The organism is Pseudomonas shahriarae, from assembly GCF_014268455.2.
Lineage (GTDB): Bacteria > Pseudomonadota > Gammaproteobacteria > Pseudomonadales > Pseudomonadaceae > Aquipseudomonas > Aquipseudomonas shahriarae.
The window spans coordinates 2,586,740-2,600,066 of sequence record NZ_CP077085.1 but is presented as its reverse complement, the minus strand read 5'-3'; the positions used below and the strand labels follow the sequence as shown (position 1 = coordinate 2,600,066).

Annotated in this window: 10 protein-coding genes; 4 read left to right on the top strand and 6 right to left on the bottom strand. The window is 62.9% G+C overall.

Annotated elements, in window-relative coordinates; all coding sequences use genetic code 11:
- Positions 1-75 precede the first annotated feature (75 nt).
- The gene (locus HU773_RS11580) at positions 76-2,520 is read left to right on the top strand and encodes a TonB-dependent siderophore receptor (protein ID WP_186626128.1); all 2,445 of its coding nucleotides are present in this window, start codon (positions 76-78) and stop codon (positions 2,518-2,520) included.
- Between the two features lie 72 nt (positions 2,521-2,592).
- Here HU773_RS11580 and HU773_RS11575 read toward each other — a convergent pair whose 3' ends face one another.
- Both HU773_RS11575 and HU773_RS11570 read right to left on the bottom strand, forming a co-directional pair.
- On the bottom strand, positions 2,593-3,777 hold the full coding sequence (locus HU773_RS11575) for a sugar transporter (protein WP_057959876.1): 1,185 nt from the start codon (positions 3,775-3,777) through the stop codon (positions 2,593-2,595).
- A gap of 87 nt (positions 3,778-3,864) precedes the next feature.
- A complete protein-coding gene (locus HU773_RS11570) occupies positions 3,865-4,863 on the bottom strand; it encodes a bile acid:sodium symporter family protein (RefSeq protein ID WP_076964780.1) in 999 nt (332 codons plus the stop codon).
- An 84-nt stretch (positions 4,864-4,947) separates the two neighbouring features.
- On the opposite strand from HU773_RS11570, the gene HU773_RS11565 reads away from it, so the two are divergent.
- Entirely contained in the window at positions 4,948-5,736 is a 789-nt protein-coding gene (locus HU773_RS11565) for an AraC family transcriptional regulator (RefSeq protein WP_120732578.1), read from the top strand.
- 547 nt (positions 5,737-6,283) lie between these two features.
- Here the strand turns inward: HU773_RS11565 and HU773_RS11560 are convergent.
- The gene (locus HU773_RS11560) at positions 6,284-7,312 is read right to left on the bottom strand and encodes a LacI family DNA-binding transcriptional regulator (protein ID WP_120732577.1); all 1,029 of its coding nucleotides are present in this window, start codon (positions 7,310-7,312) and stop codon (positions 6,284-6,286) included.
- A 213-nt stretch (positions 7,313-7,525) separates the two neighbouring features.
- On the opposite strand from HU773_RS11560, the gene HU773_RS11555 reads away from it, so the two are divergent.
- Positions 7,526-8,857, top strand: a complete 1,332-nt coding sequence (locus tag HU773_RS11555) for an MFS transporter (protein WP_186626127.1) — start codon at positions 7,526-7,528, stop codon at positions 8,855-8,857.
- 13 nt (positions 8,858-8,870) lie between these two features.
- Positions 8,871-10,226 carry an amidase gene (locus tag HU773_RS11550; RefSeq protein WP_186626126.1) on the top strand — a complete coding sequence of 452 codons (1,356 nt, stop codon included), beginning with the start codon at positions 8,871-8,873 and terminating at the stop codon, positions 10,224-10,226.
- Between the two features lie 42 nt (positions 10,227-10,268).
- Here the strand turns inward: HU773_RS11550 and HU773_RS11545 are convergent, their stop codons facing one another.
- From HU773_RS11545 to HU773_RS11535, 3 genes are all read right to left on the bottom strand, one after another.
- Positions 10,269-11,504: a Zn-dependent hydrolase gene (locus HU773_RS11545; protein ID WP_076964775.1), complete on the bottom strand. Its 1,236-nt coding sequence runs from the start codon at positions 11,502-11,504 to the stop codon at positions 10,269-10,271.
- Complete coding sequence (locus HU773_RS11540) at positions 11,501-11,992, bottom strand: L-2-amino-thiazoline-4-carboxylic acid hydrolase (protein ID WP_057438692.1); 492 nt, start codon at positions 11,990-11,992, stop codon at positions 11,501-11,503. The genes HU773_RS11545 and HU773_RS11540 overlap by 4 nt, the downstream gene beginning before the upstream one ends.
- A 116-nt stretch (positions 11,993-12,108) precedes the next feature.
- Positions 12,109-13,248: a branched-chain amino acid ABC transporter substrate-binding protein gene (locus HU773_RS11535; RefSeq protein WP_057959882.1), complete on the bottom strand. Its 1,140-nt coding sequence runs from the start codon at positions 13,246-13,248 to the stop codon at positions 12,109-12,111.
- Positions 13,249-13,327: the final 79 nt, after the last annotated feature.

Here is a 13,327-nt window from a genome sequence, read left to right as displayed (position 1 = left end):
AACTCTTATTTGTGTCCGGTTTTCATTTTTCGTCCCACCTATCTCCTGACACGTCCACACCTTCAGGAGAATGCTGTGCTCAACCCTTGGCCCCACGCCCTTTCTGTCGCCGTTGCCCTGGCAACCCTGGCGAGCCCTGCCCTGGTGCAGGCGCAAAGCCTGTCTTTCAACCTGCCGGCCGGCCCGCTGGCGCAAACGCTGAACGCCATTGCCAGCCAGAGCGGGCGCATTGTGTCCCTGGACCCGGTGCTGGTGCAGGGCAAGCAGGCCAATGCCGTGATTGGCCAGATGCCGGCCGAACAGGCCATGGACCGTGCGTTGTCGGGCAGCGGCTTGCAGTTGCGCATCACCGAGCAAGGTAATTTCAGCGTCGAGCCTGCCACCGACACGGGCAGCGCGCTGCAATTGGGCGTGACCTCGATTGTCGAGCACAGCATCGACCCCACCACCACCGAAGGCAGCGGTTCCTACGCCGCACGCGCGGTGACAATCGGCAAGGGCACCCACACCCTCAAGGAAATCCCCCAGTCGATCACGGTGATGACCCGCAAGCAAATGGATGACCAGGACCTGGTCGACCTCAAGGACGCCGTCAACCACACCACCGGCCTGGTGGGCGTGCAAGGCGTGGGCAAAGGCATGATCATCACCTCCCGCGGCTTCCAGATCGACGACTGGCAGTACGACGGCGTGCCGATTCCGCGCAATACTTACGCCCTGGGCAACTGGGCGACCCAGGACATGATTTTCTTCGACCGCCTGGAAGTACTGCGTGGCGCCTCCGGCCTGCTGCAGGGCACCGGCAGCCCCGGTGGCGCAATCAACCTGGTGCGCAAGCGCGGGCAGACGGCGCCCACCGTGGCCCTTACCGCCAAGGCCGGCAGTTGGGACCACTACGGCCTGCAACTGGACGCCGGCGGCCCGCTGAACCAGAGCGGCACGATCCGTGGGCGGATGGTGGCTGACGAAGACCAGAGCGATTCGTTCATCGACTACGAATGGAGCAAGACCCACTCGCTGTACGGCGCCCTGGACTTCGACCTGCAGGAAGACACCACCCTGGGCCTGGCCGTCAGCCGCACCAATGCCGAGTCCCGGCCGATGCTGCGGGGCCTGCCGCGCTACAGCACGGGCAAGTCGATTGACCTGTCACGCTCCACCTTCAGCGGCTCGCGCTGGAACCACTCGCAGATCGACGTCACCACCCTGTATGCCGACCTGGAGCATCGCTTCAACGACGACTGGAAGTTCAAGGTCGGCGCGGTGCGCATGAGCGAAGAAAACACCTCCACCCACCAGCGCGTGCAGAGTACCGGCAACGGCATCAACGCCGACGGCACCGGGTTGACCTATGCCGATTGGTACACCGATTTCGACGGCACCAAGATCGGCCTGGACACCCACCTCACCGGGCGTTTCGAAGCACTGTCCATGGCCCAGGAAATTACGCTGGGCGGCAACTATTCCAAATACACGTCCAACGACATCATTGCCCGGACCTTCAATAAAAGCACCGACAACATCTTCGACATCGACAACAACCGCCCCGAAATCAGCTACGAGGGTCTGATGAACACCCCCGGCGGCAGTGCAACACCGAGCAAATACGACATCCGCCAAAAAGGCCTGTATGGCAGTTGGCGCGTCAAGCCCATCGACCCGTTGACCCTGGTACTCGGCGCCCGTGTCAGTTGGTATGACTACAGCTATACCTCCTCGGGCATCAAGGCGGTGACCCACGCCACCACCGTCAACGACCCCAGCACCACCAACGAAACCGGCGAAGTCACGCCCTACGCCGGGATCGTCTACGACCTGAGCCGCGAGTGGGCGGTGTACGCCAGCTACACCGACGTGTTCGAGCCACAGACCCAGCGCAACCTCAGCGGTGCGGTGGTCAAGCCGGTGATTGGCAGCAACTACGAAGTCGGGCTCAAGGGCGAACTGCTGGACGGGCGGGTCAATACCTCCCTGGCGCTGTTCCGCTACGACCAGGAAAACCGTGCGATCACCGACTACTCCCTGGGTGAAATCTGCGGCGGCACGTACTGCGCCACAGGCTCAGGCAAAGTCCGCAGCCAGGGCCTGGAAGCTGAAATCAGCGGTGAAGTGTTGAGCGGCCTGCAACTGTTTGCCGGCTATACCTACAACACCACCAAGTACCTTGAGGACCGGGATAACAAGGGCAAGGTATTCAGCCAGTGGACGCCCAAGCATATGTTGCGGGTGTGGGGCGACTACCAGTTCAGTGGCGACTGGAGCAAGGTCAGCGCCGGGTTGGGCTTTACCACCCAGAGCCATACCCTGGGGTATGAGTACAACTATGACGTGGCGGGCTACACGGTCTGGAACGCGCGGCTGGCGTATCAGATGACGCCGGAGGTGGGCTTGGCGGTCAATGCCAACAACCTGCTCGACAAGACCTACTACGCCTCCGGGTACAACCAGTTGAATGGCAACAACTTCTACGGTGATCCGCGCAATGTGATGTTCAGTGTGAAGTACACGCCGCAGTTCTGATGGGCTGACACAGCGATGGCGTTCCTGTGGACGCCATCGCTGGCGGGCTGGCTGCTGCGGACGCCGCTCACCTTATTCGCGTGGTCCACCCTGCCCAAACCGATAGATCGACAGGCAGTACAACCCCAGCGCCGCCACCGCCAGCAAGCCCCCCGCCGCGCCGATCCAGGCAAAGCCAAAATGCCCGCCGACCCAACTGCCCAGCAGCGCGCCGCCGCCGATGCCGATGTTGTAGATCCCGGAAAACATCGCCATCGCCACATCGGTCGCGTCCGGTGCCAGCACCAAGACCTTGGACTGCAGCGCCAAGCCAAAAGCCATGATCGCCATGCCCCAGAACACGCTCAGCACCACCAGGTACGAAACGTCACCACTCAACGGCAACAACAGCCCCAGGCACAGCGCCAGCACCGACACAGCCACCAGCAGAAAGCGGTAAGGGTTGAAACGGTGCAGCAAGCTGAACAGTAACGACCCCATGATCCCCGCCCCGCCAAACACCAGCAGCACCAGGGTCACCGCATTGCCCCCCAGGCCCGCGACGCGTTCGACGAAGGGTTCGATATAGCTATAGGCGGTGAACTGGGCCGTGACCACCATGGCCGTCAACACGTACAGCGCCACCAGCGCCGGGCGCTTGAACAGCATCGGCAGGCTGCGCAGCGAGCCGGAGTTCTGGCTCGGCAACAGCGGTAAGGTGCGCGCCAGCCAGAACACCAGCACAGCGGCGAATCCGGCGATCACAATAAAGGTGGTGCGCCAGCCCATGGCCTCGCCCAGCAGACGGCCCAAAGGAATGCCCAGGACCATCGCCAGTGAGGTGCCCGTGGCCAACAAGCCCAGCGCCTGCACCTGCTTGCCCGGCGGCGCCAGGCGTACCGCCAGGGAGGCGGTGATCGACCAGAACAGCGCATGGGACAAGGCAATGCCGATGCGACTGACCATCAACAAGCCAAAACTGTTGGCCACGCTGGAGAGGATATGGCTGGCGATAAACATGCCGAACAGCACAATCAGCAACTTGCGCCGCTCGACGTTGCGGGTCAGCAACATCACCGGCAGCGACGTCAATGACACCACCCAGGCATAGATGGTGAGCATCAGGCCGACCCGGGCGATCGGCATGTCGAAGCTGGCGCCGATGGCACTGAGCAGGCCGACCGGGACGAACTCAGTGGTGTTGAACACAAAGGCCGCCAGCGCAAGGGCGATGACCGGCTGCCAGTTGGCTTGAGGTGTGGTGGTGGAAGTACTCATCGACAGGTCGTTTTACTCAGTTGCGCGCCGATCCTGACGGCCCGATGCCTGCCCTTGAGCGGCGCCGAAAAATAGTAACACGATGGCTCAGGGATCGACTTGCGCCATGATCTCGGGAATCGACTCCGGGCGCTTGGCATAGCGCTGGGCCAGTACCGCGCAGACCATCAACTGGATCTGGTGGAACAGCATCAGCGGCAGGATCAGCACGCCCATGGTGCTGCCGGCAAACAACACCTGGGCCATTGGCACCCCGGTGGCCAGGCTTTTTTTCGAGCCGCAGAACAGGATGGTGATGCGGTCTTCCTGGTTAAAACCGAACGCCTTGCCCAAGAGCGCGGAAGCCATCAGCACCAGCGCCAGCAGGATGCAGCAGGCCACCACCAGGCCGCCCAGCTCCCACAGGGGGATCTGGTGCCAGATGCCTTCGTTGACCGCCTCGCTGAAGGCGCCGTAGACCACCAGCAGGATCGAACCCTGATCGACGAATTTCAGCCAGTTTTTATTGCGCCCGACCCACGCACCGATCCAGCGTCGGGCGATCTGCCCGGCAATAAACGGCAGCAGCAATTGCACGCTGATCTTGAGAATCGCATCCACCGTGGAGCCGCCGTCGCCATGCACATTGAGCAACAAGGCCACCAGCAACGGCGTAAGGAAGATACCGAACAGGCTGGACGCCGCCGCGCTGCAAATCGCCGCCGGGATATTGCCCCGGGCCAGGGAAGTGAAGGCAATCGCGGACTGCACCGTGGCCGGTAGCGCGCATAAGTAGAGCATGCCCATGTACAGGTCTTTGCCGATCATCGGCGACAACAGCGGCTTGAGCGCCAGGCCCAGCAGCGGGAACAGCACGAAGGTCAGGCTGAACACCAGCAGATGCAAACGCCAGTGCCCGGCACCGGCGACGATGGCCTGGCGCGACAGCTTGGCGCCATGCAGGAAAAACAGCAGCGCGATGGCCAGGTTAGTCACCCAGCCAAACGCCACGGCGGCCTGGCCGCTGACCGGCAACAAGGAGGCGAGGACCACCGTGGCAATCAGGATCAGGGTGAAGTTATCGGGTAAAAACCGGGGGCGTTTCATTAGCTGTTCTTCCAGGGGTTGCCAGGGCGTCGTGGCGACTCTAACGTAACGGCTGCCTACCGACTAACGCCAATGAGCCAGTAAATGCCGCCAAAAGGACATGAAAAGGCCGTTCGCCGCAGCATCCCCGGGCTCGCCAGCCTGCCGCGCCCGGTGTATGGCCGCACCGAATCCCTGCCCAACCGCGCCCTGACCCGCCGCCATAGCCACCCGTGGGTGCAGTTGTCGTACGCGATCTGCGGGGTACTGGAAATCCACACCAGTGCCGGGCGCTTTGTCGCCCCGCCACAGCGCGCGGTGTGGATCCCGGCGGGGGTGCCCCACCGCGTGTTCAGCTCGCCCCACACCGAAATGCGCAGCCTGTACCTGGACTGCAGCGTGACGAGCTGGGCCGTGGAACGTTGCCAGGTCCTGGCGGTAAGCGACCTGCTGCGCGAGTTGATCCGCCGTTTCAGCGAACTGCCGGTGGAATATGCCGAAGACGGCCCGGACGGGCGCCTGGCCCAGGTGCTGCTGGACCAGTTGGCCGCCGCGCCGCAGGTTGACCTGATGCTGCCCCTGCCTGTGGACAGCCGGCTGCGACAGATCTATCGCAGCTTGAGCCTGCACCCGGAACAGGCGACGACCCTGGGGCAGTGGAGCCAGAAGTTAGGGGTCAGTGAGAAAACCTTGAGCCGGTTGTTCTTGCGCGATACCGGCCTGACCTATCGCGCCTGGCGCCAACGGCTGCGACTGCTCAGCGCCCTGCCCGACCTGGAACGCGGGGAACGGGTGACGGATGTAGCGCTGGGCTGTGGGTATGAATCGGTTTCGGCGTTTATCGCAGCGTTTCGCCAGCAGTTTGATGCGACGCCAGGGGAGTTTTTTCGCTGATTGAATACCGCGGCTTTTGACCGTCCACAATCCCCCTGTGGGAGCGGGCTTGCTCGCGAAGACGGTGTGTCAGTCGATAAATTCAGTGACTGAACCACCGCCTTCGCGGGCAAGCCCGCTCCCACAGGGGATCTTGGCCGGGCACAGCGTTTTGGCCACACCACCCATCAAATGTGAAAGCTGGCTTGCCTGCGATGGCGGTGTACCTGTCATCAATGAGAGTGGCTGGACCACCGCTATCGCGAGCAAGCCCGTTCCCACAGGGGATCTTGGCCGGGCACAGCGTTTTGGCCACACCACCCATCAAATGTGGGAGCTGGCTTGCCTGCGATGGCGGTGTACCTGGCATCAATGAGAGTGACTGGACCACCGCTGAATCGCGGGCAAGCCCGCTCCCACAGGGGATCTTGGCCGGGCACAGCATTTTGGCCACACCACCCGTCAAATGTGGGAGCTGGCTTGCCTGCGATGGCGGTGTACCTGTCATCAATGAGAGTGACTGGACCACCGCTGAATCGCGGGCAAGCCCGTTCCCACATTTTTGACGTCAGCGCAACAAAGACGAACTCGCCCGCACCTGCAGCTGCGGCGCCACCTTGATCGACTCGACAGCCTCGCCCTCGATGCGTTTGAGCAGCAGTTCAACCGCATGGCGGCCCATCTCTGCCAAGGGCAGGCGCACGCTGGTCAGGGGAACCATCAGTTCATTGGCCAGCGGTATGTCATTGAAGCCCACCACGGCAATGTCCTTGCCCGGCATCAAGCCCTTGTCACGCGCGGCGCCCATCAGGCCGATGGCCAGGAAGTCATTGACCGCAAAAAACGCCTGGGGCCGTGGGTTCAGGCTCAGCAGATACTCGCCCTGGCGATGCCCGGTCAGGCTGTCAAAAGGACCATTGAGCGTCCACTCCGGGCGTAGCGTGATGCCTTGCTCACGGTAATAGCGGGTAAACCCACGGGTGCGATCCGCCCCGGTCGAGGCGTGCCGCTCACCCGCCAGAATGGCCACATCGCGACAGCCCAATTGGTACAAGTGCTCGGCCGCCAACCAACCGCCCAACTCATCGTCACTGCACGCCGCCAGATGCCCGGCAATCTGCCGGCTGACCAACACGTAGGGGATGTGCTTGCGCGCCAACAGGTCGAGCAGCGGCTGGCTTTCGCCCACATGGGAGTCGCCGACGATCAGCCCGGCCACCGAGCGGCGCAAGGCGTGCTCGGCACGCGCCATCTGGCGTGGCTGCTGGTCGTCGGTATTGGAAACGAAGGTGAGGTAGCCGGCCTGTTCGGCGGCACTGTCGATGCTGTCATAAATGGTCGCCATCACCAGGTCGGTGAGCCTGGGCATGAGCACACAGATTTCCTGGCTTTTGCGCAACTTCAGGCTCGATGCCTGGGTGTTCGGCCGGTAATCCAGCTCTTTGGCCAATGCACGAATGCGCGCCACCACTTCAGCCGAGGCCGCTCGCTCGACCCCGGCCGGGTCGCCATTGAGTACCCGGGACACCGTGGACACATGCACACCCAGTGCGGTCGCCATGGATTTCAGGGTGGCTGGGCGAGATGGGCTCGGCATGGTGGAGAGGCTTCCAACTGTCTGATATTTAGCGCGCAGATTCTACCCGAACGGGCGTGTCGCAGCCGCAGGTAAATTTTTACCCAAACGTTTGACTAAAATTTTTACGAGCCTTACATTTCGCCAACCCAAACGTTTGGGCAAACAATAAAAAATACGCCGGACGCGGCCGACTTTTTGACTTCTGCCATCATTTTGAAGAGTCAGATCCCTATGAACAGCCCCGCTATTCCGTCTTTCCGCTACCAGATTTTCTTCCTGATCATGCTGATGGCACTGCTCAACTACATCGACCGCGGCGCGATTGCCTATGCGTCGGCGAGCATTCTGCCCGAGTACGGTTTCGACAAGGCCGACTGGGGCAACGTGCTGGGTTACTTCGGCTACGGCTACATCCTGGGGGCATTGGTCGGTGGCATTCTGGCCGACCGTTTTGGTGCCAAGCGCATCTGGCTGATCGCCGGCGCCACGTGGTCGATCTTTGAAATTGCCACGGCCTTTGCCGGTGACTTCGGGCTGGCGTTCCTCGGCGGCTCGGCCATGGCCGGTTTCGCCACGATCCGCGTGATGTTCGGGTTTGCCGAAGGTCCGGCGTACTCGGTGATCAACAAGAGCGTGGCCAACTGGGCCACGCCCAAGGAGCGCGGTTTTGTGGTTTCGGTCGGCCTGCTCAGCACCCCCTTGGGGGCACTGCTCACCGCACCGGTGGCCGTGGGCCTGCAAACCCTGACCGGCAGCTGGCGCAGTATGTTCGTGGTGCTGGGCGTGGCCAGTCTGGCGCTGCTGATCTATTTCATGACCCGTTTCACCAACACCCCGGATGAAAACCCGCGGGTGTCCAAGGCCGAACTCGACTTCCTGCGTAAAGAGCGCGCCGAAGCCTCTAATGCCTCGACCCCCACCACCAGCGTCGCGCCGGTCTGGCACTTCTTCAAGAACAAGGACCTGCTGCTCAATGCCGTCGGTTACTTCTCGTTTGTGTACGTGACGTTCCTGCTGCTGACCTGGACCCCCAAATACCTGCAGGATGAGTTCCACTACAACCTGTCGTCGCTGTGGTACATGGGCATGATCCCGTGGACCGGCGCCTGCTTCACCGTGCTGCTGGGCGGCAAAATATCGGACTGGCTGCTGCGCCGCACCGGCAACCTGAAAGTCGCCCGCAGTTGGCTGGCCGCGACCTGCCTGCTGCTGACAACCCTGTGTTTCATCATGGTGTCCCAGGCCCAGACCGTCTGGGGCGTGATTGCCTTGATGACGTTGGCCAACGCCTTGAACGCCCTGCCCAACTCGGTCTACTGGGCCGTGGTGATCGACACTGCGCCGTCCAATCGGGTTGGCGCCTACAGCGGCATGACGCACTTTATCGCCAACACCGCTTCGTTTATCGCCCCGATGCTCACGGGCTACCTGACCGTGCATTACGGCTATTCGTCGATGTTCGTGGCCGCCGCAGTGGCCACGGCGCTGGGCATGAGCGCAATGCTGATGGTGCGCCCAGGCGGTCGCCAGGTCGCCCCACCCTCTGTACCCGCAGCTGTTTGATGGAGTTGTTTATATGAGCCTGGTGAAGCCTACCCACGCTGGATATTTTTGCGGTCAGTCGATCATCACGCTGGCCGCGCGCCTGCGGGCTGGCAGCGTGACCAGTGTCGAGCTGACGCAAGCCGCCCTGGACAGCATCGAGCGCTTGAATCCGCGGTTAAATGCGTTCGTTCAAGTCGATGCCTGCGTCGCCCTGGCCCAGGCGCGCAAGGCCGACGCGCTGTTGGCCCAAGGCCTGGACCTGGGCCCGCTGCACGGCATGCCGGTCGCGGTCAAAGATAACATCGACACGTTTGACTACATCACCACCTACGGCTCCGCGCATTTCGAGGGTTTCCAGCCGGACCGCGATGCCCTGTGCGTACACCGGGTGCGCGAAGCCGGGGCGGTGATTATCGGCAAGACCCTGACCCACGAATTCGCCTACGGCCCGACCGGCGACCGCTCGTTGCAAGGTGCTGCACGCAACCCGTGGGATGCCCGTTGCATCACTGGCGGCTCCAGCGCCGGCAGTGCCGCGGCGGTGGCCAGCGGCATGGTGCCGCTGGCCCTAGGCACCGACACCGGCGGCTCGATCCGGATCCCTTCGGCCTTGTGCGGCACGGTCGGTTTCAAGCCCTCGTTTGCCTGCGTGCCGGTGGACGGGGTGTTCCCGCTGTCATCGAGCCTCGACCACGTAGGCCCCATCGCCAACCATGTCGAAGATGCGCGCCTGTTGTTCGAGGTGTTGGCCGGACGCGCCGGTACGCCTGCAACCCACCCGCAGCCGCTGCGGGTGGGCTGGATGACTTGCCCCAGCTTCGGCCCGGTCGACGCCGACGTGCATCAGCAGGTCTATGGGGCGGCGCAGCAGCTGTTTGGCGACGCACTGCAGGAGACCGACGAACTGCACCACCTGGCGGCGGGCATGAAAGACACCCTGCTGACACTGCAACGTGCCGAGGCCTTCGAGGTGCATGCCGAACGCATGCGGGATGCGCCGCATAAGTTTGAACAGGAGGTACGCGAGCGTCTTGAGGTATCGGAGGAAGTCAGAGGCTGGCAATACATTCGCGCACAGGCCAGCCAGGCGCGGTACAAAGCGGCGATGGCGCGCCTGTTCGAACAGTATGACTTGCTGGTTTCGCCCAGCGTGCCGATTACCGCGACCGAGGTGAATGCACGCAAGGTGCGGGTGGGCGAACAGGACATTGATGTACGCGCCGCCGTGCTCAGCTATACCAGTGCCTGGAACCTCACCGGCCTCCCCGCGCTCAGCCTGCCGGTGGGGCACGTGAGGGGCATGCCGGTGGGGTTGCAGGTGATTGGCGCCGCTGGCGCGGATGATCGGCTGTTGCAACTGATGAGCAGGCTGTTTGTGCGGGAGTGAGGGCAAGACCCCACAGGTTGAATGTGGGATCAGGTCTTCAGCCTATTCGCCTGACGAAGCCAGAATCGCCTGCAACAACACATCCGCCCCCGCTGTGGACCAGTGCGGATGGATCTCTTCCGCCTCGTTATGGCTCAAGCCATCCACACACGGCACAAAAATCATCGCCGTCGGCGCGACCTGGTTCAGGTAGCAGGCATCATGCCCGGCTCCGGAAATCATGCGCCGATGGCTATAGCCCAAGGCCTCGGCCGCAGCCTGCACCACGTCCACGCAGTCTTTGTCGAAGGCAATCGGTGCGTACTGGAAGATCTGCTTGACGCTGGCCTGCAAGCCAATCCCCTCGGCGATGCGCGCCACTGCTGCGTGCAGTTGCTGATCCTGCACGGCCAGCACCGCTTCATCGGGATGGCGGAACTCGACGCTGAAAAACACCCGCCCCGGCACCACGTTGCGTGAGTTGGGGAAGATATTGGCCATGCCCACCGTTGCCCGCCCTTCGGCGCCTTGGGCCAGGCCGATCTGGTTGACCGCCTCCACCACCCGGGCAAAACCCAGCAGTGCATCCAGGCGGTGATCCATGGGCGTGGTGCCGGCATGGGCACTGCGCCCGCTCAGCTCGACTTCATACCAACGCTGGCCCTGGGCGCCGGTGACCACACCGATGGTCAGGTCCTGGGCCTCAAGGATCGGGCCTTGCTCGATATGCAGTTCATACGCCGCATGCACCGCCTGGCCGCCCACAGGGTGCGGGCCGGCGTAGCCGATCTGTTGCAGTGCCTGGCCGATGCTTACACCAGCCTTGTCTTCGCGGGACAAGCCGTACTCCAGGTCGAACACCCCGGCATACACCCCCGAAGCAATCATCGCCGGGGCAAAGCGCGAGCCTTCTTCGTTGGTCCAGTTGACCACCTCGATCGGCCGGTCGGTCTCGATGCCCAGGTCGTTCAAGGTGCGCAGCACTTCCAGGCCGGCGAGTACGCCGTAGATGCCATCGAACTTGCCGCCCGCCGGTTGTGAGTCACCGTGGGAGCCGGTCAGCACCGGGGCCAGGTGCTCATGCCGGCCGGCGCGGCGGGCGAAGATATTGCCCATGGCGTCCACACGGATGCTGCACCCGGCCGCCGTGCACCAGGCCACGAACAGGTCGCGGCCGCGCCGGTCTTCGTCGGTCAGGGCCAGGCGCGAGACGCCGCCCTTGGGCGTGCCGCCGATCTGCGCCATTTCCATCAGCGAGTCCCACAGGCGCTCGCCGTTGACCCGGGCCAGGGCGCTCACGAGCGCGGCTCCCGGGGCTTGGCGTGGTAGCGGAAGTCACAGCTTGGCGCGCCGCCCATGATGGTCTGGGTGCGCGTCAATTCAATATTGGGGTTGTAGCCGACGATAAACAGCTCGTCGCGGTTGCACGACAACAGGTGGCCGATCTCGCCCAGGCCCATCTCATGGTACATCTCGGCATAGCGGCAGCGCTTGACGTCATAGTCGTAATGCTCGGCGTCGCTGGCGATGATCTCGACTTTCAGCGCGTCGTCCTTTTCCCACAGCACTTGCAGCTCAACGAAGCTCTTGAGGTCGGCGCCCTGCTCTTCCTGGGCGGCAAAATGCTTGCCGGCCTGGATCGCGGCGTTGCCCACCGCTTCGCCAATCACCGCTGCGGCAAAGGCCTTGCCCTGCTCGCGCACGAGGATTTCGTAGATCGGCTTGATGATCTCGGCTTCGATGCGCCGGCGGGCCAGGATGCCCAGTTCACCTTCGAGTTTGCTCATTGCGTGCCTCATTCAAATGGCTACGAAGATCCAATGTTGGTGCTCCACATGGGGGAGCTGTCTCGCCGGGTGAGACAGCTCCCACTTGGGACGCTCCTACGCTTAGATCCAGCGCGTTACTTTTTGCCGCCAGCCACGCTTACCGGCTGCCATTGATTGGCCTTGACCTGGTAAACGGTGAACGACGGGTTCTGTAGATTGCCCTGGGCATCGAACGCGAGGGTCCCGGTCACGCCCGGATAGCTGATGGCGCGTAGGACCGGCAGGTACTTCTGCGAGTCGGTGGAGTTGGCCTGTTCGATGGCGGCGATCAGCACGCCGACACCGTCATAGGCAAACGGCGCATGCAGCTCGATATTGCTCTTGAAACGCGCCTTGTAGGCGTCTTCAAAGGCCTTGCCACCCGGCATCTGTGCCACGGCCAGGCCCGGCTCCAGGGCGATTACGCCCTCGCCTTCGTTCTGCGCCAGTTGCAGGAAGGTCTGGCTGACAAAGCCGCCCGCGCCCATCAACGGAGCCTTGATCCCCAACTGCTTGATGCGTCGGGCCAGCGGTGCAGCCTGGGAGTCGACGCCGCCAAAGAAGATCAGGTCGGGGTTTTGCCCACGGATATTGGTCAGCACCGCACTGAAGTCGATGGTCTTGTCGTCCACGTATTCACGGGCAACCACCTTGGCGCCACCGGCCTCGATGGATTTGACGAACTGGTCCGCCAGGCCCTGGCCGAATGCGGTGCGGTCGTCGATCACGGCGATACGCTGCGCCTTGAGGGTCTTGAGCGCGTAGTCGCCGGCGACCTGGCCGCCGTCATCGTCATGGCCCATGATCCGGAAACTGGTGTCGAAACCTTGCTGGGTATAGGCGTGACCGGTGGCCACTGGCGCGACTTGGGCAATCCCGGCGTCATGGTAGACCCGCGCGGCCGGGATGCTGGTGCCGGTGTTCCAGTGACCGACCACGCCGACTACGCCTTCGTCCACCAGGCGCTGGGCCACGGTGACGGCGGTGCGTGGGTCGGACTGGTCGTCTTCGGAGACCAGTTTGTACGTGACCGCTTCGCCGTTGATTTTCGGATGCTTGGCGTTGGCCTGGTCAATGGCCAGTTGCGCACCGTTTTCCAGGTCTTTGCCGATCCGCGCCGACGGGCCGGTCAAGGGCCCGGCCAGGCCGATCAGGACCGTCTGGTCGGCCTGGGCCACACCGCTCAGGGCCAGGCTCAACAACAGTACGCGTTTGAAGGGGGCAGTCTTGTTCATCAGTTTTTCCTGTTTCTCATCAGGCCCTCATGGCCTGTGGGGTGGGCGAAACACGCCGGGCGTCCGGTGGCGTTTGTTA

Excerpts from the sequence above, each read along its gene's own strand:
- HU773_RS11540 (WP_057438692.1), bottom strand. The coding sequence starts at position 11,992 with ATGAGCAAACTCGAAGGTGAACTGGGCATCCTGGCCCGCCGGCGCATC.
- HU773_RS11575 (WP_057959876.1), bottom strand. The coding sequence starts at position 3,777 with ATGAGTACTTCCACCACCACACCTCAAGCCAACTGGCAGCCGGTCATC.
- HU773_RS11570 (WP_076964780.1), bottom strand. The coding sequence starts at position 4,863 with ATGAAACGCCCCCGGTTTTTACCCGATAACTTCACCCTGATCCTGATT.
- HU773_RS11555 (WP_186626127.1), top strand. The coding sequence starts at position 7,526 with ATGAACAGCCCCGCTATTCCGTCTTTCCGCTACCAGATTTTCTTCCTG.
- HU773_RS11535 (WP_057959882.1), bottom strand. The coding sequence starts at position 13,248 with ATGAACAAGACTGCCCCCTTCAAACGCGTACTGTTGTTGAGCCTGGCC.
- HU773_RS11550 (WP_186626126.1), top strand. The coding sequence starts at position 8,871 with ATGAGCCTGGTGAAGCCTACCCACGCTGGATATTTTTGCGGTCAGTCG.
- HU773_RS11565 (WP_120732578.1), top strand. The coding sequence starts at position 4,948 with ATGCCGCCAAAAGGACATGAAAAGGCCGTTCGCCGCAGCATCCCCGGG.
- HU773_RS11560 (WP_120732577.1), bottom strand. The coding sequence starts at position 7,312 with ATGCCGAGCCCATCTCGCCCAGCCACCCTGAAATCCATGGCGACCGCA.